The 15,586-nt window shown below is 41.7% G+C and carries 19 protein-coding genes; 12 read left to right on the plus strand and 7 right to left on the minus strand.

Annotated elements, in window-relative coordinates; genetic code table 11:
• The first annotated feature begins 70 nt into the window (after positions 1–70).
• The 9 genes from GLO7428_RS23960 (at position 71) to GLO7428_RS24000 (ending at position 8,347) form a co-directional block, all read left to right on the plus strand.
• A complete protein-coding gene (locus tag GLO7428_RS23960) occupies positions 71–3,046 on the plus strand; it encodes a thioester reductase domain-containing protein (RefSeq protein WP_015191175.1) in 2,976 nt (991 codons plus the stop codon).
• 67 nt (positions 3,047–3,113) lie between these two features.
• On the plus strand, positions 3,114–3,959 hold the full coding sequence (locus tag GLO7428_RS23965; protein ID WP_015191176.1) for a class I SAM-dependent methyltransferase: 846 nt from the start codon (positions 3,114–3,116) through the stop codon (positions 3,957–3,959).
• A gap of 41 nt (positions 3,960–4,000) precedes the next feature.
• A complete protein-coding gene (locus GLO7428_RS23970; protein WP_015191177.1) occupies positions 4,001–5,488 on the plus strand; it encodes an aspartate aminotransferase family protein in 1,488 nt (495 codons plus the stop codon).
• A gap of 15 nt (positions 5,489–5,503) precedes the next feature.
• Positions 5,504–5,770: a hypothetical protein gene (locus GLO7428_RS23975; RefSeq protein ID WP_015191178.1), complete on the plus strand. Its 267-nt coding sequence runs from the start codon at positions 5,504–5,506 to the stop codon at positions 5,768–5,770.
• 1 nt (position 5,771) lies between these two features.
• Complete coding sequence (locus tag GLO7428_RS23980; protein ID WP_041919517.1) at positions 5,772–6,092, plus strand: MbtH domain protein; 321 nt, start codon at positions 5,772–5,774, stop codon at positions 6,090–6,092.
• Between the two features lie 184 nt (positions 6,093–6,276).
• Positions 6,277–6,492, plus strand: coding sequence for an MbtH family protein (locus tag GLO7428_RS23985; protein WP_041919518.1), 216 nt, complete (start codon positions 6,277–6,279; stop codon positions 6,490–6,492).
• A 242-nt stretch (positions 6,493–6,734) separates the two neighbouring features.
• Positions 6,735–7,214, plus strand: a complete 480-nt coding sequence (locus tag GLO7428_RS23990; protein ID WP_015191180.1) for a hypothetical protein — start codon at positions 6,735–6,737, stop codon at positions 7,212–7,214.
• Positions 7,204–7,776 carry a hypothetical protein gene (locus GLO7428_RS23995; protein WP_015191181.1) on the plus strand — a complete coding sequence of 191 codons (573 nt, stop codon included), beginning with the start codon at positions 7,204–7,206 and terminating at the stop codon, positions 7,774–7,776. The genes GLO7428_RS23990 and GLO7428_RS23995 overlap by 11 nt, the downstream gene beginning before the upstream one ends.
• A 388-nt stretch (positions 7,777–8,164) precedes the next feature.
• Positions 8,165–8,347, plus strand: a complete 183-nt coding sequence (locus GLO7428_RS24000) for a hypothetical protein (RefSeq protein WP_015191182.1) — start codon at positions 8,165–8,167, stop codon at positions 8,345–8,347.
• Positions 8,348–8,441: 94 nt separating this feature from the next.
• On the opposite strand, the gene GLO7428_RS24005 is transcribed toward GLO7428_RS24000, so the two are convergent.
• On the minus strand, positions 8,442–9,149 hold the full coding sequence (locus GLO7428_RS24005) for a class I SAM-dependent methyltransferase (protein WP_015191183.1): 708 nt from the start codon (positions 9,147–9,149) through the stop codon (positions 8,442–8,444).
• 392 nt (positions 9,150–9,541) lie between these two features.
• Between GLO7428_RS24005 and GLO7428_RS24010 the strand changes: the two genes are divergently transcribed.
• Both GLO7428_RS24010 and GLO7428_RS29190 read left to right on the plus strand, forming a co-directional pair.
• On the plus strand, positions 9,542–9,835 hold the full coding sequence (locus GLO7428_RS24010; protein ID WP_015191184.1) for a nucleotidyltransferase family protein: 294 nt from the start codon (positions 9,542–9,544) through the stop codon (positions 9,833–9,835).
• 229 nt (positions 9,836–10,064) lie between these two features.
• Positions 10,065–10,172: a HepT-like ribonuclease domain-containing protein gene (locus GLO7428_RS29190; RefSeq protein ID WP_231295680.1), complete on the plus strand. Its 108-nt coding sequence runs from the start codon at positions 10,065–10,067 to the stop codon at positions 10,170–10,172.
• Between the two features lie 157 nt (positions 10,173–10,329).
• Here the strand turns inward: GLO7428_RS29190 and GLO7428_RS29540 are convergent, their stop codons facing one another.
• From GLO7428_RS29540 to GLO7428_RS29205, 6 genes are all read right to left on the minus strand, one after another.
• Complete coding sequence (locus tag GLO7428_RS29540; protein WP_081588121.1) at positions 10,330–10,788, minus strand: ABC transporter substrate-binding protein; 459 nt, start codon at positions 10,786–10,788, stop codon at positions 10,330–10,332.
• The gene (locus GLO7428_RS29545; protein ID WP_081588122.1) at positions 10,782–11,336 is read right to left on the minus strand and encodes an ABC transporter substrate-binding protein; all 555 of its coding nucleotides are present in this window, start codon (positions 11,334–11,336) and stop codon (positions 10,782–10,784) included. The genes GLO7428_RS29540 and GLO7428_RS29545 overlap by 7 nt, the downstream gene beginning before the upstream one ends.
• A 93-nt stretch (positions 11,337–11,429) precedes the next feature.
• The gene (locus GLO7428_RS28670; protein WP_015191186.1) at positions 11,430–11,762 is read right to left on the minus strand and encodes a DUF5615 family PIN-like protein; all 333 of its coding nucleotides are present in this window, start codon (positions 11,760–11,762) and stop codon (positions 11,430–11,432) included.
• Positions 11,743–11,982, minus strand: a complete 240-nt coding sequence (locus tag GLO7428_RS24030) for a DUF433 domain-containing protein (RefSeq protein WP_015191187.1) — start codon at positions 11,980–11,982, stop codon at positions 11,743–11,745. The genes GLO7428_RS28670 and GLO7428_RS24030 overlap by 20 nt, the downstream gene beginning before the upstream one ends.
• An 86-nt stretch (positions 11,983–12,068) precedes the next feature.
• Entirely contained in the window at positions 12,069–13,577 is a 1,509-nt protein-coding gene (locus GLO7428_RS29200; protein WP_231295681.1) for a TonB-dependent siderophore receptor, read from the minus strand.
• Complete coding sequence (locus GLO7428_RS29205; RefSeq protein ID WP_231295682.1) at positions 13,562–14,776, minus strand: TonB-dependent receptor plug domain-containing protein; 1,215 nt, start codon at positions 14,774–14,776, stop codon at positions 13,562–13,564. The genes GLO7428_RS29200 and GLO7428_RS29205 overlap by 16 nt, the downstream gene beginning before the upstream one ends.
• A gap of 150 nt (positions 14,777–14,926) precedes the next feature.
• Between GLO7428_RS29205 and GLO7428_RS24040 the strand changes: the two genes are divergently transcribed.
• Entirely contained in the window at positions 14,927–15,580 is a 654-nt protein-coding gene (locus GLO7428_RS24040) for a Uma2 family endonuclease (RefSeq protein ID WP_015191188.1), read from the plus strand.
• Positions 15,581–15,586 lie beyond the last annotated feature (6 nt).

Raw genomic sequence — 15,586 nt, forward strand, 5'->3', positions numbered from 1 at the left:
AAAAATCCCTCCCCAACTTCCTCCTCTGCGTTCTCTGCGCCTCTGTGGTTCGTTCCAAAAAACCTACATTATGGACAACAAATATCTTAAACCCAACGCGATCGCCGAGCCACTCATCAACCAGTGGTACGCCTGGTCATACCTCATTTCCCCAGCCACCGCAGCCCGATACATCGCCAAATCCCACATTAAAATTTTAGAATCCTTCATCGAGTCCCCCCAAGCACATCAAACCGCACTCAAAAACCCCGCAATGCTAGGCGGACCCTTCATCAACTACAGCATCAACTACGTAGAAAAAATTCAAGCACTCCTCGAAAAAACCAAAACCAAACAAGCCAATTTACTAACACTATCAGCAGCCATAGAAGACTTAGAAAACCTTCTTCAACAAGCAACAGGATATTCTCTCGAACCCTTATATCAACAAATTCCCGAACCCCTCAAAGGCTATGTCGAACTCGTTTACGATGCGAACAATCACGCCTCAATTCGGTATATAGAAAGACTCCTTTACCAAAATCCAGCTTATCAAACTGCCCAACAAACCGTAGCTTTATCACTCATAAACGAAGATAGTCGTTCATTTGTTTTAAGTACACCTCGCTTAACCGACGAGCATTCGCTACATCTCAATTTTCCCTTTAAACACCCTATTTGGGATGACCTGTTTCGGATGCGAAATCATCCCGACTCATACAATAAAATCAAAGAAGCTTTAGGAATTAAAAGTAGCGATGAAACTTTATTTTCATCTTTATTTACGCAAGAACCTCCACGTCAATCAAACAATTATACTGGAGATTCTGTTAAAATTCGTTACTTTGGTCATGCTTGTGTTTTATTTGAAACCAAAAATATTACTATTTTATGCGATCCTTTAGTAAGCTATCAACATCAAAACGGCATTGAACGCTACACATATACTGATTTACCAGAAATTATTGATTATGTTTTAATTACGCATAATCATCAAGACCACGTAATGTTTGAAACTTTATTGCAACTACGGCATAAAATCCGGCAGATTATCGTACCAAAAGGTAATAAAGGTGTATTAATCGACCCTTCCTTAAAGTTAATTTTAGAACAAATAGGATTTACCAACGTCAAAGAGATTGACGAATTAGAGACAATAGAATTTAGTGATGGCTGTATTGTAGGGCTACCTGTCTTCGGCGAACATGGAGATTTAAACATTGCTACAAAAATAGCTTATTGGCTCAATCTTAAAGGTAAAAAAATCCTGTGTGCGGCTGATTCTAACAACATTGAGCCTGCACTTTACAAACATTTATATAAAATTTTAGGTAATCTCGATATTTTGTTTATTGGAATGGAGTGTGACGGCGCACCTTATACATGGGCATACGGCGCATTATTAACGCAGTCAATTCCACGCAAGATGTCACAAACACGCCGCCTCGACGGTTCTAATGCTGAAAAAGCAATTAATTTAGTCAATCAATTTCAACCACAACAAGTTTATGTTTATGCAATGGGTCAAGAACCGTGGTTAACTTACATTACTTCGATTAAATATACCGAAGATTCGCATCCAATTATTGAGTCAGATAAATTAGTTCAATTTTGTAGAGATAATGGAATTGCGAGCGATCGCCTATTTGGTTGTAGAGAATTCATCTTAGAAGAAAATGCCAAACCATGTACCTCAAATCATCACCACAAAGCTTCCATTGACCAACTTTTAGAAGAACTTTCTCAAAAAGATATCAAAGTTTGGATTGAAGAAGATCTCAATACAACCGAACCAAAACTCAAATGCAATGCACCTAAAGGTGTTTTAACACCCCGACTACAAGCACAAATAAAAGAACGCAAAACAGAGATCGTCGAATTTTTACGGAATCGCGATCGCCCTAAAGTAGATCTAGCCGCAGAAGCCGTCTTAGATCCAACAATTCAACCATCAACTACAACATCCTCAGTTGACTTTAATCGCGTTTTACTTACAGGAGCAACAGGGTTCCTCGGTGCGTTTCTCTTATTTGAATTATTACAAAACCAAGCTAAAATTTATTGTTTAGTTCGAGCAGAAAGTTTTGAGGCAGCACAGCATAGAATAAAAGAATGTCTGCAATCTTATTTGCTTTGGCAAGAATCATTTAGTTCGCAAATTATACCTATAGTCGGCGATTTAACACAACCACTCCTAGGACTTTCACCAACACAATTTCAAACCCTCGCCGATGAAATTGCCACAATATATCACAACGGTGCGTGGGTGCATCACACATTACCCTACTCAATGCTGAAAGCTACGAATGTTTTAGGTACGCAAGAAGTTTTAAAACTAGCTTGTAGTAGCAAAGCCAAACCTGTCCATTTTATTTCCAGTATCAGTGTTTTTTCTCCTAATTCAACAGAAGAAACAATTTATGAATCAAATCAACTCGATATAAAATCCGCACCCGTTGGTGGTTATGCACAAACTAAATGGGTAGCCGAAAAACTAGTATCAATTGCACGCGATCGCGGTCTTTCTGTTTCCATATATCGCCTTGGGGCAGTTGCTGGACATAGCAAAACAGGAGTATTCAATCGCGATGATTTCTTATACAAATTAATCCAAGGTTGTATTCAAATAGGAAGCGCACCCATCAGCGATATGATGCTCAATATCATCCCTATAGATTACACAAGCCAAGCCATCATTCATCTTTCCAAACAATCGCCAAATGTCTATCACTTAGTACATCCGCAACCAGTTTCTATCGATTTATTATTCGATCAACTTCACACTATGGGTTACGACATCAAACGTTTACCTTACAAACAATGGCGCGAACAACTCTTAAAAATTGCCGCAACTGATCAACAACATCCGTTATATGCGATCGCCTCCTTATTCCCCGCCGAAAAACAATCGCCTTCAACAAACATAAACTTCAATTGCCATAATACCCGCACCGAACTCGCAAAAACATCAATCAATTGCCCTCCCATCGACTCAACCCTACTCAACAATTATATTACCCATCTCATGCAAAACAATTTATTAGATGTACCCAAACAACTGATCTAATAAAGTCAATGGTAACTAGGAATTATTATTAAAACAATCTATCACCTATCATCCATAAGGAGACAAAATGCTAACAAGCGATCGCTACACTGAATACGATACCTGGGCATGGTTATACAACGAAACAATGGGGCCACAATATTATGCAAACCAAATGCCTTCTTTAGAAACTATGCTGTTGTCCCAAATCCCCCAAAAAGCAGAAATACTAGATTTGTGCTGCGGTACAGGACACTTGATGCAGCCCCTAATTCAGCGCGGATACAGCGTGACAGGCTTAGATGGCTCCGAAGAAATGCTTAACTACGCACGTCAGAATGCACCCCAAGCAAAATTCATTTTGGGAGATGCTCGCACATTCAACCTGCAATCACAATTTGATGGAATCTATTCTACTAGCGCTTCGCTCAATCATGTACTTAATTTAGAAGAACTCAAAGCAGTTTTTCAAAATGTGTACCAAGCGCTCAAACCAAGTGGCTTATTTCTATTTGACCTTAATCACGCAGATCAAATGCAAAAATGGTGGAAAGGTCAAATTGCTGAAGGAGAAATTGAATCGAATTATGCATGGTATTTAGTCCCTAATTATGATGCAACAATCCGGCTTGGGAATTTCAAAATTACACTATTTCAAAAAAATCAATTAAAAACATCGACTAATTGGAAATCATTCTATAATACTATCAATAGCCCGTTACTTACAAAACTAAGATTACGGCTAATAGCTAAAGTTCCTCAGTGGCAAAACTGGCAGCGATCAGAAATTATTTATCAAGTTAAAGGCTATTTTCCTGAAGAAGTTAAAACAGCATTAGAAGAAGTCGGCTTTACTCAAGTTCAAATTAAAACGATAGAGGGTAAGTCAAATTTAGACAATAATCATTCAGCTTATTTTATCTGTAATAAGTAACTAATAATTGCTCATGACTCATTACCCATGACCTATTACCCATGACATCCTTAACAAAAGACAAAACCGATTTACAAAAAGAACATCTAGAAGATTTAATTAATCGATATACGCAGCGATCGCCTGCATCAAAACGCTACGCTCAAACTTATCGCCCTGTATTTGCTGATAAAAGTTCCCTCGGATTAGGCTTTTCTCCAGAATTAAAAGAAGTATGCTATCCAATCGTTGCTGAACGTGCAACAGGTTCTAAACTGTGGGACATTGATGGCAACGAGTACGTAGACATTTTAATGGGCTTAGGAATCAATTTATTTGGTCACAATCCGCCCTTTGTCAAAGAAGCGATCGCATCTCAACTCGAAAAAGGTTTTCCAATCGGACCACAAGCCGAGTTAGCAGGCGAAGTCGCGCAACTGATATGCGAACTCACCGCATCCGAACGAGTTACCTTTAGTAACACAGGAACCGAAGCGATCATTACCACAATTCGTATTGCCAGAACCGCAACAAACCGTGACAAAATTGCAATTTTCACGAATTCCTATCACGGACATTCAGATAATACACTCGTACGCGCAGGCTTGAGCGAATACGCCAAACAAGCCGCAAATCGCAAAATCGAAGGTATCGCCGCCAGAAGTCCGCTAGGATGGTTGCTGCGCCCCATTCAAACACGATTAAAAGCAAGTATCAATCCGCAAGCCGTACCCGCCGCCCCTGGTATACCCAACGATGTCGCCAAAAATATTTTAGTGCTTGATTATGACAATCCGCGATCGCTTGAAATCATCAAAGCGCATCAACAGCAACTCGCCGCCGTTTTAGTCGAACCCGTACAAAGTCGTCGCCCAGAATTACAACCAAGAGAATTTTTACATCAGTTACGACAAGTAACAAAAGATGCCGGTATAGTACTAGTCTTTGACGAAATGGTGACAGGGTTTCGCATACATCTCGGTGGTGCCAAAGCTTGGTTTGGCGTTGACGCTGACATTGTTACCTACAGCAAAATAGTCGGCGGTGGATTACCGATGTCAATAATTGCTGGAAAAGCCGCATATTTAGATCGTATTGACGGTGGTATGTGGAATTATGGCGACCAATCCACCCCCCAAGTCAAAACAACCTTTTTCGCCGGGACATTTTGCAAACATCCGCTAGCGCTAGTAGCAGCCAAAGCCGTACTCCAACACCTCAAAGCCGAAGGAAACGCGCTGCATCAGCACCTAAATGGGCGTACCTCGCAGTTAGTAGCGCAGCTAAACACCGAGATGACAACTGCTGGTATACCCTTACAATTTACCCATTTTGGCTCATTTTTTGCTGCCAATAATTCACAAATTTCTCTTTCACCAATGGCAATGAATTTGTTGTCATTACACTTGCTTCTCAAGGGAATCCATCTCCGACAAGGAGACAAAGGTGGCTTTCTTTCCACAGCACATACCGAAGAAGATATCAACAAAATTATTCAGGCTTTTAAAGACAGTACCAAAGAATTAAACACCGGAGGATTTATCAATTAGTAAGGAGAAACAATTATGGTAGTGATGGGGAAATATTGTAAAGCATATTTAGTCAAACAATTGCGACAATTCAAGCAATGGAGTGAAACCTCAAAAAACGATGAAGAGCATCAACTCAATGGTGATGACGTAGTGTACTTACAAGAAAATTATGTTGTCACCAACGGTATTTTTAAAGATGAAAACATCATTTTTGATAACATCACTCAGGAATGGCAAGATTTTTGTCACGCAGTTTTGCAATTTGAACCCGATAGCGCCAAAGTAGCAACCGAGGAATAACATGAACGAACTAGTGCAAAGACTATCACAAGGCGAACATCCCATCGAAGCAAGTCTTCGTCCAGAAAAAAACGTTGCCATTTTTAAAGAATGTATCGACCGTGGCTACGTTCATATCAAGTTTACAAAAACCCAAGGAGGAACCGAACTAGGAGTTCAGCTTGACCGTAGTGCATCCGATTTCAGTACAGCCAACTTTGAACAACAAACAGGAATTGCTCATATCGTTGGAGATTTAACTTTAAATTATGTACCAGTTCGATGTGTTGCTGATATTGAACTAGAAACATTAACTGGTAAAGGGCATTTAGAAGTTAAATAAAACTTGCAATTTTTAACTTCTACAGAAACCTTTTTTAAAAAGAAACACTTCAGCCGCAGAGGAGGACACTGCGTTGGGCGGCTTCGCCGACTTGAAGCAAGTGTCCGTAGACACAGAGAAAAGACTAGGGAAAGCTTTTCACGAACAATTTAGGATGGCTATACACATTTAATAACAGAAAATGATGAATCAAGAAGACACCGAAGATACTACGATTTACACCGTAGTCGTTAATGACGAAGAGCAATATTCAATTTGGCCTGAGTACCGAGAAATTCCCTATGGATGGAAAGCAGCAGGAAAAACAGGATTAAAACACGAATGTCTGGAATACATCAAAGAAGTATGGACAGATATGCGACCTTTAAGTTTACGCAAGAAAATGAGCGAGGCTAATTAAAATAGGCACACCAAAAAGGCTAGTAATTGGTAATTGGAAGGAAGATTTATTCTCTATTTACTATTACCAATTCTCACATCCCCAAATCATTCATAAAAATCTTTCCCTCTGTTCTCTTTATGTACTTAGCGTCTAGCCTAAAGCCTGCGGCTAACGGCAACCCCCGCGGGGAAGGTAGTTCGTTTCCTAAAGCCCTTAAAACATAAACAGCACTACTTTCTAAGTTCCGATTATTCGGAGATATGACTCTAGATGACGATTTTCAGCTTGATTTACTTGTTCCTTGGGATTTACCCGTTGAGCAACAATTAAGTGAAGCTGAACGAACAAAACTAGAGACAATACTCTTCCAGATACTAAAAGCACTTGCTCAGACTGACCACCACGTTGGGCTTGTCATTATTCAAGACATATTAGAGGAACTTAGTACACTAGACATATCTCCAGCCGAGATATCCTCCACCAAAACAGCGCTGTTAAACTGGGAAGTACAAGACTTTGATCGTCATTTCGGTGTCAGCCATGTCAAAACTCAAGAACCTGCGTTTTGTCTAGTCCGAGGTTTATTGATTGCCTTACACCGAATGTTGCTTTTACTCAATGATCGCAATAATCAGTTCGATCCCGCTGAAGTTGAATATCAAAGATACGGGTATATTAGCTATGTTCATCTGTTATCAAGAGTCTTTAACTTGAATTGGAGAAATTGCGATGACGGTTGATGCACAAAAAATCTGGAAGGGATTTCATTGGTCATTTTTTATTAATATTCAAGGATTGATTATTTGTCTGCGGCGTTTTGAGTATAGTTTAGTATTAGGAGATTTAGAAGTTGCTCAAACTGAACTCGCAACAGCAACCGATTTGATGAATGCTTCGGGTGCAGCAATGCAACTAGCTGGTAGTTTCAGCCGTCAAATGTATGAATCACAAGTTCGCCCAACAATGAGTCCTCCTTATGTAAAAGCGGACAACTTCAGTGGATTAATGTGTTGGGAACACGCCGCATTAATGCAAATTTGGAAGCGGCTGGGTTCAACCTTTAAACATCTCCCCGATGAATTGCAACCTCAACACGCAGAATTTGTCCAAGCATACTTTAAATTAGTTGCAGACCACAAAGCTGTGTGCCAAAAATTTGGCGGCGATGAAGGAGGTAGTTTGAGGTTTGAAGATGGCAAAGCCACAGAAACTCTAGATAAGTTTGCACAAGTTCGTTATGCTCAAATCGATCCTAATCAGGCGATCGCTCGCTGTCCTCCCAGTTACTTCAAGTTCTCATAAAGGAGATCGCGATCATGACCTAATACAATTGTTTTTACGAACTATTTGCTTTTAATTGCGAATTAATTTTAATAATTTTTTTCTGATACTTGCTGAAAAAAGATGACACTCTCCTGGCTGAATCTTATCCAAAAAAACCAGAAGAATGCCACAGCCCACCTTGTCTTTTGTAAGTGGAGTTATCTTGGTATGGACGCTTTGTCTTCCACATTATTATTGCAATTAATTCTTAATTAAAGCAAGAGATTTAGCATTAGAAAATTCAATATTAAGAAGCACTTATCATGAGCTTAGCAGTAGTAATCAAACCAACCAATTCAGGTAATGCTTATTCTTGATACGGGTATCCGTGCGATCGCATAAAAAAATCCCACGTATAACAACTGAAATGCAACCATCAACAGGCTTACGACAACGCGAACTGTGCAAGAAATTAGGTCTAGACTACAGACTATTGGCAACACAAGCCAAGGAACAAGGAATCAGTACCCATGCTTATATTCAGCAACTCACAGGTTGGATCTTGCGCAACGAACTTTACTACCCACCAGAAAAGAAAGAACGCAGGTGAGCTTCGATGCTTTAGGAGCTTCTTGTGCAGAGGACGCAGAGGAGCAGAGGAGAATTATTAGAAGTAATATTTTTTCTTCTATTTTACTATCTACTCACCCCTCACCCCTCACTCCTCTTGAATGCTTCATTGCTAATGTCAGCCCATCGGCGATCGCCACTAAACTCAGTGCAACTCTCGAATCGTGATGTAGCTTGTCATTCAACTCGCGAATTGCGATCGTACACTTATCATCATCAAAATCAGGATCGACAACTCTGCCACACCAAAGCACATTATCAATCGCAATCAATCCACCTAGACGGATGAGTTGCAGAGATTTCTCATAATAATCCTTGTACTCGACTTTATCAGCATCAATGAAGACAAAATCAAATGTTTCTGCCTGTCCAGCCAATAGCAGTTGATCCAGCGTTTCGAGTGCTGGAGCAAGCCGCAAATCAATTTTGTGCTCAATACCAGCAGCTTGCCAATAGCGACAGGCGATCGCGGTATCCTCTTCACTCACATCACACGTTACTAAAGTGCCATCGTTGGGTAATGCTAAGGCAATCCATAGGGCGCTGTAACCTGTGAATGTACCAATTTCTAGCGCTTTTTTAGCTTTCATCAGTTGAACCAACAGTGCAATAAACTGTCCTTGATCGGGAGAAATTTGCATATCGCCATCAGGATGCTGTGCCATTTCCTGACGCAGTTGAGTCAAAATTTCATGTTCGCGCAGCGATACAGACAGCAAGTATTCGTAGAGATCAGGTTGGAGTTCTCCAGTGGCATCGGTGACGAGGCTTTTGTTAGACATTGTAGTATTCTCCTACAATAAAGGCATTAGTTAGACCTCCTGCATGAATCGCACTCTTCCTCCGACTGAAGTCGGGGCTACCCAAGCAAAGTGTACCTTCGTACATTAAAACAAGACTTGTAGCAGTAAGTCCACGGAGGTGGACTTTGTTTGTCTAGTAGCGAATTTATTCGCACTCACATTCATGCAGGAGGTCTATTCTTTCAATAGTGGTGTAGGCGATGGTATCTAAGCAGCGATGAACTTTCCTGTTCTAATGACACACCTACAGCGCGAAACTCTCTACTGATACAACAAACAAAGCGAACCTTATTTAACACCTAAAAAACAACTTGCACGCGATCGCGAACAGTTTGGTGGATTGCCATAAGAAAGAGATTAGTAAATTAGAGATGAAGACATTAGACGATCTCAAGCAAATTCTGAATCAGAGTAAACTGCTGTTGTGGGAACAGTATCGAGTAGCGGTGTTGGGCATTTTTGGCTCCTATGCGCGGGGCGAACAAACCGCAGCTAGCGATCTTGACATTTTGATTGATTATGAGAAGGCTCCAACATTATTCCAACTTGTGGAGTTGCGAGACTATCTCAGTGAGAAAGTCGGCTTAAAGGTTGATCTAGTGACTAAAAACGGTCTTAGACCAAGAATTCAGGCGCGTGTTTTATCAGAAGTCATTTATTTATGACGAAATGCTCTCTATTAGAATATCTCGATGATATTTTAGAGACAATCTCTGACATTGAAACTTTCACTGATGCTGTTGACTTTGATGCATTTCAAGGAAATTGAGAGAAGATTTTAGCTGTTGTTAAGTCAATTGAAATTCTGAAAGAGGCAGTCAAAAAAATTCCTGATGAAATTCGTGCAGAATATCCACAAGTTCCCTGGCGATCAATTGCTGGAATGATGATATTTTGGTACATGAATATTGGGGGGTTGATGTTGCTGTTGTCTGGTCTACGGTTGAAGAAGGCATTTCACCTCTAAAGGCTGTTATTACTGAAATTAGACAAAGCTTTTAACAGTTTGCTTATACTTTGTTTGAGCACTGAATAGAGTTTTTGCCAGAAGCGGTTGGGAGAATTTCCCTATAAAATACGTGCGTCGGTTTTGAGTTTGCCGTTGCTCATGTTGTGAACAGTTGATTAGTGATAAGATTTGCAGATAAAGAGGGTGTGTTTAGGGCTGATCGACTAGATATTTATGAAGATCGTCAATTATTCGATTAGCCACTAAATAAGGTGGACCTTCCCAATAAACTTCATATACTCGGTTATTTTTTACCGCTTGCAACTGTGATGCTATAGGATGTTTTAAGAAAGATGAAATCTCATCAGAGCGTCCTAGCCAGGAATTTCTGACAAACAAAACATCGGCATCGTGTTCAGGCAAAGTTTCAATATTTGACAGCCAGCCTTCTGTCTTTTTATTTTGTTGGAGTGGTGGACGGCGTAAACCTATGTCATTCAAAACTCGATTATCAAAATCTGTATCCGAAAAAATAAAATTTTGCCCATCAACCTCAATTGCAGATATGGTGATGTTCTCTAATTTGTCTCCTAATTGTTGCCGCAGTTTTTGAACTTTCTTCTGATACTCCGTTTGAAGTTCTTCTTCACTATCGCTCTTGCCTAGAATCTGAGCAAGATATCTTGACCTAAAAAAGAATCATCTCTAGGTTCTATTAGCACTGTGGGCGCAATTGCCGAAAGTTGATCGTAACCGTAGCTTTCTTGCCATGCCAGTCCTAAAATTAGATCGGGCTTAAGAAGAAGAATAGCTTCTATTGAAGGTTGACTCATACCACTCACTTTTGGAATATCGCCGACCCATTCAGGTGGAATTCCTCGAAAATCTTCACCTCCTCCGTGATCCCAATAGACAGCGCCAATTGGTTTGACACCTAATTCCAACACAGCACCAAGCACCGCATCGTGTAAGACGACGATCCTTTGGGGGTTAACTGGAATTTCGACTTCACCTAAAGCATGGCTCACTACTTGCGTTTCTATTGATGATTGCGTTGCGGTTAATTTAGTTTGGTTTTGCTTAAGCTGCAATGTGTTACTTTGGCAAGCTGAGACGACTAAAACAGCTATTGTTACCAGAAACAGTGCTAGAAACTTGTAACTGCTGCTGAGCGATCGCCTCCACCACTTCATCGCATTGTTGATATACTTGTTCATTGGTATTCACTACACAAATTACCTTCACTTCAAGGAATTGTTGCGGTTCTTTGTTGTATTCAATTACTTTCAAATCGAAAGCGACTCTTCCCATCAACTGAGAGCCAGAACTGATTCCAGCGGGTCTGCAACAAATCGATGTATTTCTTCCTGAGACCTGTTTATCAAGGCAACCAATTCAGCACGGGTGCAGTTACCAATGCGAAGCCAGACTAGCTTGGGCGGATGCCCGTATAGGACGCTACGTTGGTAAAAGTCAGAATCTTTGGAAACAATGGTGAAATCACGATCGCGAGCATAGTCCCAAATTGCTTGATCGGTAAACCCTTTGAGACCGCAATCTCGAACGTGCAGACTTCCTGGAAATTGAGATGAGAGTATTTCGGGTAGCTTGGGCGATAGATTCTCATCGAACAGTAGCTTCATCAGGAAGAATAACTAAACGACGATCGCGATCAGCAGCAAAGGCAAAACAGGCTTGAATATCTGCTAGGGTTAAGTCAGGAAAATCGTCTAGGACTTCAGCGATCGTCATGCCACCCCCCAAATAATCAAACACATCTGTGACGGTGATGCGAGTACCACGAATACAGGGTTTTCCACTGCGGATGCGTGGATCGATGACAATGCGTTCTTGATAATTCATGGCAAGAGAACCACTGAGACACCCATAGTTTAGCACTTGGTTCTAACCCTATTATTCCTACTCTCATTCTTCACTCCCTTCTTTAACTAAAACTCCCACGAAATTGTGCCCTGCACCGTCAACGGTTCGCTATAAAAAACATCAAACGCGCTACCAGTCTCAAAATAGTCAATGTCAAATAAGTTTTTGATGTTGAGAGCCGCGCGAAATCGGTTGCGTCTGTAGAAGATGGCTGCATCCGTCGTGAAATAGCTAGGTATTTTCAGAAATGTATTAGGTAATTCCCCTTCTCTTTCGCCGACAAATAAGAATCCTAAGCCGAATCCTAAGCCCTGCAATGAACCCTGTTGAATTTCATAGGTTGTCCACAGGTTAAAGGTGTTTTGAGGGATACGAGTCAAGCGATCGCCCACGGGAAGGAAATTGTCTTGGGTGATTTGGGCATCGGTATAGGCATAGCCCGCAATAATGTTCCATCCTGGCAAAATCTCTCCCCCAAGACTTAGTTCAAATCCTCGACTACGCTGCTCTCCAGTCTGAATCGAAAATTGACCAGGAGGTACACCAGGTCTGGTGTCTTCCGTCAAAACGTTGGAACGGGTGAGGTTATAAAAGGCTAGGGTTGCGGAAAGTCGGTCATTCAAGTCAGCTTTCACCCCGATTTCGTACTGAGTCCCGCGCTCTGGTTGAAAGGTATCTCCTTCAAAGGAGATTCCAGATACTGGATTAAAGGCGCGACTGTAGCTAGCATAGAGGGAAATGGGTTCGATGGGCTGATAGACAATGCCCGTACGGGGGCTAAAGGCATTACCAGATAATCCTACCTCAGTATCAGCAAGGTGATCCCTCGTGGTTTGACTGAAAGTGTCAAACCGCAGACCGAGTAGCAGCTTTAGATTATCAACCAGAGTTACCTGGTCTTGAACATAAATGCCCAGTACATCTGTTAAAGAAAGATTATCATACGGAAAAGTAACTTCATCACGAGACTGATCGTATACTGGATTGAACACATCGATGGGAGCGGCTTCACCAAAAACACCAGTTTGAGAGTCCCTTCGGTGGCTGAGATTAAACCCTGTGACTAATTGATGGCGAATACTGCCTGTGGCAAACTCACCGACAATGTAAGTGTCAACGTTGAAGTAGTTTGTAAATTCGTCATCATTGTCATAATCTTGGTAGTACCTCTCTGCAGTACGTTGATCGGCTGCTAATCCATTAAATCCAATTGCTTCTCTTTGTGAGTTATAACGGGAGAATCTGAAGGCATTGCGAATCTGCCAATTCTCACTCAACTGATGTTCCAGATTGTAACCTGCTCGAATGGAATAGGTATTGTCTTGGGTATCTGGTCCAGAAATAGAGCGATTACGCGGGATTCTGCCATTGGGATTGGGCAAGATAGTTCCCTCGACTGGTAAACCTGTCTGAGCAAACGTTTTGGGTCGAGCGAGATACTCAGCTTCTAATGTGAGTCTGGTGCGATCGCTGATTTGCCAAGCTAGAACAGGTGCAACAAAATATTGCTGTTCATCATAGAAGTCAACAAAGCTTTCTGTCGTCAGAGCCGCCAGGTTCAACCGATACAACACCGTTCTACTATCGTTGAGTGGACCCGAAAGTCTAGTGCACCGCTATAAAAGTTGAAACTGCCCGCAGCAGCTTCCAGGGAATAGTAGAGTTCACTCAACGGCTGCTTAGTGACATAGTTGACGATTCCTCCTAACGAACCTTGACCGTAGAGAACGGAGGCAGGTCCTCTAAGGACTTCAATCTGTTCAATGTTAGCGGTATTAACACCAGAGGCATAACTTATGGGGTCTCTTAACCCGTTTCTTAGAGTATCAAATTGAGCATCAAAGCCTCGGATATTAAATCGGATATTAGCACTCCTAGATGCTGATAAGTTTCCCTGCGATCCCCCAGGTATATTTCTAAGGGCTTCGTTTACGTTCCTTACCTGCCGATCGCGTAGGACTTCTTGAGGTACGACCTGAATTGATTGGGGAATATCGCGCAGAGGGGTGTCGGTTCGTGTCGCTGTACTAGCATCCGGTACGCGATATCCTGTATCTTGCTGTCCGGTCACTAAAATCTCAATCAAATCATCCTGTTGTGCTGCTGGTGTTTCCTGCGGTGTTTCACTCGTCGGCTGCTCACCTTCCGGCTGCTGTGGCTGCATTGCCGTTGTTGCAGGTGTCAAACCAAAAATCAACCCTTCGTCACTGTCAAATAACTCAACTGTTGGCAATTCTGTTTCACCCACTACTGTCACCCGAATCGTATTGGCATCAAGGTTTATCACCGTTATCTCAGTAATCCTTTCAACTGGTTTTTCCGAGCGAAATACAAACGCCTCGCCATTGGGTAAACGCAATTGAGCATTGGGAATATCAGCGATAAAGTTATTCTCAACACTGCGATCGCTAATTTGCAGTTGTTCGCCTTGAGTTGTTTGTAATATCACCTCCACACCTTTCTCAGTGGGATTAGCTTGCACTCCCGTTACTTGCACTACTGAATTTTGTGCGATTTGAGACAACCATTCCTTAACCGTTGTGGTGGGTTGTTGAATATCATTAAGATGGGGAAGTTGCGACTCGGACAAACTATCATTGCGATCGCGCATCACCTCTGCGCTTGCAGGAGTCGTCAGCAACAGCAACGGCAACACTCTACCAATTAACCAAACTAGCCGCACGTTGTTCATAAATTCCTCGCACCAAATCCCCGCTTGTCTGTGGCTTGCGATCGCCCACAAAATTAGATAGCAAATATTCTCAACAAACACTACGACAAAGACACCAGCGATTGCTAGTGCTTTTGTGTTCGAGACGGATTTTTTTTGTCTTCAAGGCGGATTTTTTATTAATGGAGGCAGGAAGCAGGAGGTTAGAATATCAATACAAAAGTGATGGTAAATAGCCCAGGAGTCTCAGTGATGGTTATTGTTGCACCAGAACCAAAAGCTGAATTTCAACCTGTTGGCGAACAACGGGTAGTGTTGCGGGGAGTGTCCTGGGAGGCATATTTGCAAATCCTGGATGCGCTACCTCAATCTCGTGGTTCTCGGTTAACCTATGACAATGAAGTGTTGGAAATCACAGTGCCGCTGGAAGATCATGAGTTTTCGGTTCGTTTAATAGAGTGTTTCCTGCGGACGCTGGTTGAACTAATGAGAATGCGAATTAAAACAATCGGTTCAACCACGATGAACTACCCTCAACTCAAAAAAGGCGCAGAACCTGATAGTGCTTACTATATTCAAAATCAATCGCTGGTGAAAGGTCGGAATGTGGATTTCAGCCAAGACCCCCCACCTGATTTAGTGGTAGAGGTAGATATTACTCACACGGATATTGCCAAAAATCAATTCTATTCCAGGATTGGAGTACCAGAGTTTTGGCGGTTTGATGGCAAAATTTGGCGGATTTACCAGCTTCAGGAAGGGGTTTATGTGGAGGTTGAAGTCAGCCCGACGTTTCCACAAGTGCCGAAAGAACAACTGTATGCGTTTCTAAAGCAAGCGAAAGAAGATGAAATTGAAGCGGTACAGTCTTTACGAACCTGGTGGCATAGCCAAGAGAAAGGTTAGAAGCGA

Origin of the sequence: Gloeocapsa sp. PCC 7428 (assembly GCF_000317555.1) — a bacterium.
Lineage (GTDB): Bacteria > Cyanobacteriota > Cyanobacteriia > Cyanobacteriales > Chroococcidiopsidaceae > Chroogloeocystis.

Coding starts and splice junctions, on each gene's coding strand:
- GLO7428_RS23995 (WP_015191181.1), top strand. CDS start 7,204: ATGACGGTTGATGCACAAAAAATCTGGAAGGGATTTCATTGGTCATTT.
- GLO7428_RS28670 (WP_015191186.1), bottom strand. CDS start 11,762: ATGAAGCTACTGTTCGATGAGAATCTATCGCCCAAGCTACCCGAAATA.
- GLO7428_RS23985 (WP_041919518.1), top strand. CDS start 6,277: ATGAATCAAGAAGACACCGAAGATACTACGATTTACACCGTAGTCGTT.
- GLO7428_RS23975 (WP_015191178.1), top strand. CDS start 5,504: ATGGTAGTGATGGGGAAATATTGTAAAGCATATTTAGTCAAACAATTG.
- GLO7428_RS23970 (WP_015191177.1), top strand. CDS start 4,001: ATGACATCCTTAACAAAAGACAAAACCGATTTACAAAAAGAACATCTA.
- GLO7428_RS23960 (WP_015191175.1), top strand. CDS start 71: ATGGACAACAAATATCTTAAACCCAACGCGATCGCCGAGCCACTCATC.
- GLO7428_RS29545 (WP_081588122.1), bottom strand. CDS start 11,336: ATGAACAAGTATATCAACAATGCGATGAAGTGGTGGAGGCGATCGCTC.
- GLO7428_RS23990 (WP_015191180.1), top strand. CDS start 6,735: ATGACTCTAGATGACGATTTTCAGCTTGATTTACTTGTTCCTTGGGAT.
- GLO7428_RS23980 (WP_041919517.1), top strand. CDS start 5,772: ATGAACGAACTAGTGCAAAGACTATCACAAGGCGAACATCCCATCGAA.
- GLO7428_RS23965 (WP_015191176.1), top strand. CDS start 3,114: ATGCTAACAAGCGATCGCTACACTGAATACGATACCTGGGCATGGTTA.
- GLO7428_RS24000 (WP_015191182.1), top strand. CDS start 8,165: ATGCAACCATCAACAGGCTTACGACAACGCGAACTGTGCAAGAAATTA.
- GLO7428_RS24040 (WP_015191188.1), top strand. CDS start 14,927: ATGGTTATTGTTGCACCAGAACCAAAAGCTGAATTTCAACCTGTTGGC.
- GLO7428_RS24030 (WP_015191187.1), bottom strand. CDS start 11,982: ATGAATTATCAAGAACGCATTGTCATCGATCCACGCATCCGCAGTGGA.
- GLO7428_RS24005 (WP_015191183.1), bottom strand. CDS start 9,149: ATGTCTAACAAAAGCCTCGTCACCGATGCCACTGGAGAACTCCAACCT.
- GLO7428_RS24010 (WP_015191184.1), top strand. CDS start 9,542: ATGAAGACATTAGACGATCTCAAGCAAATTCTGAATCAGAGTAAACTG.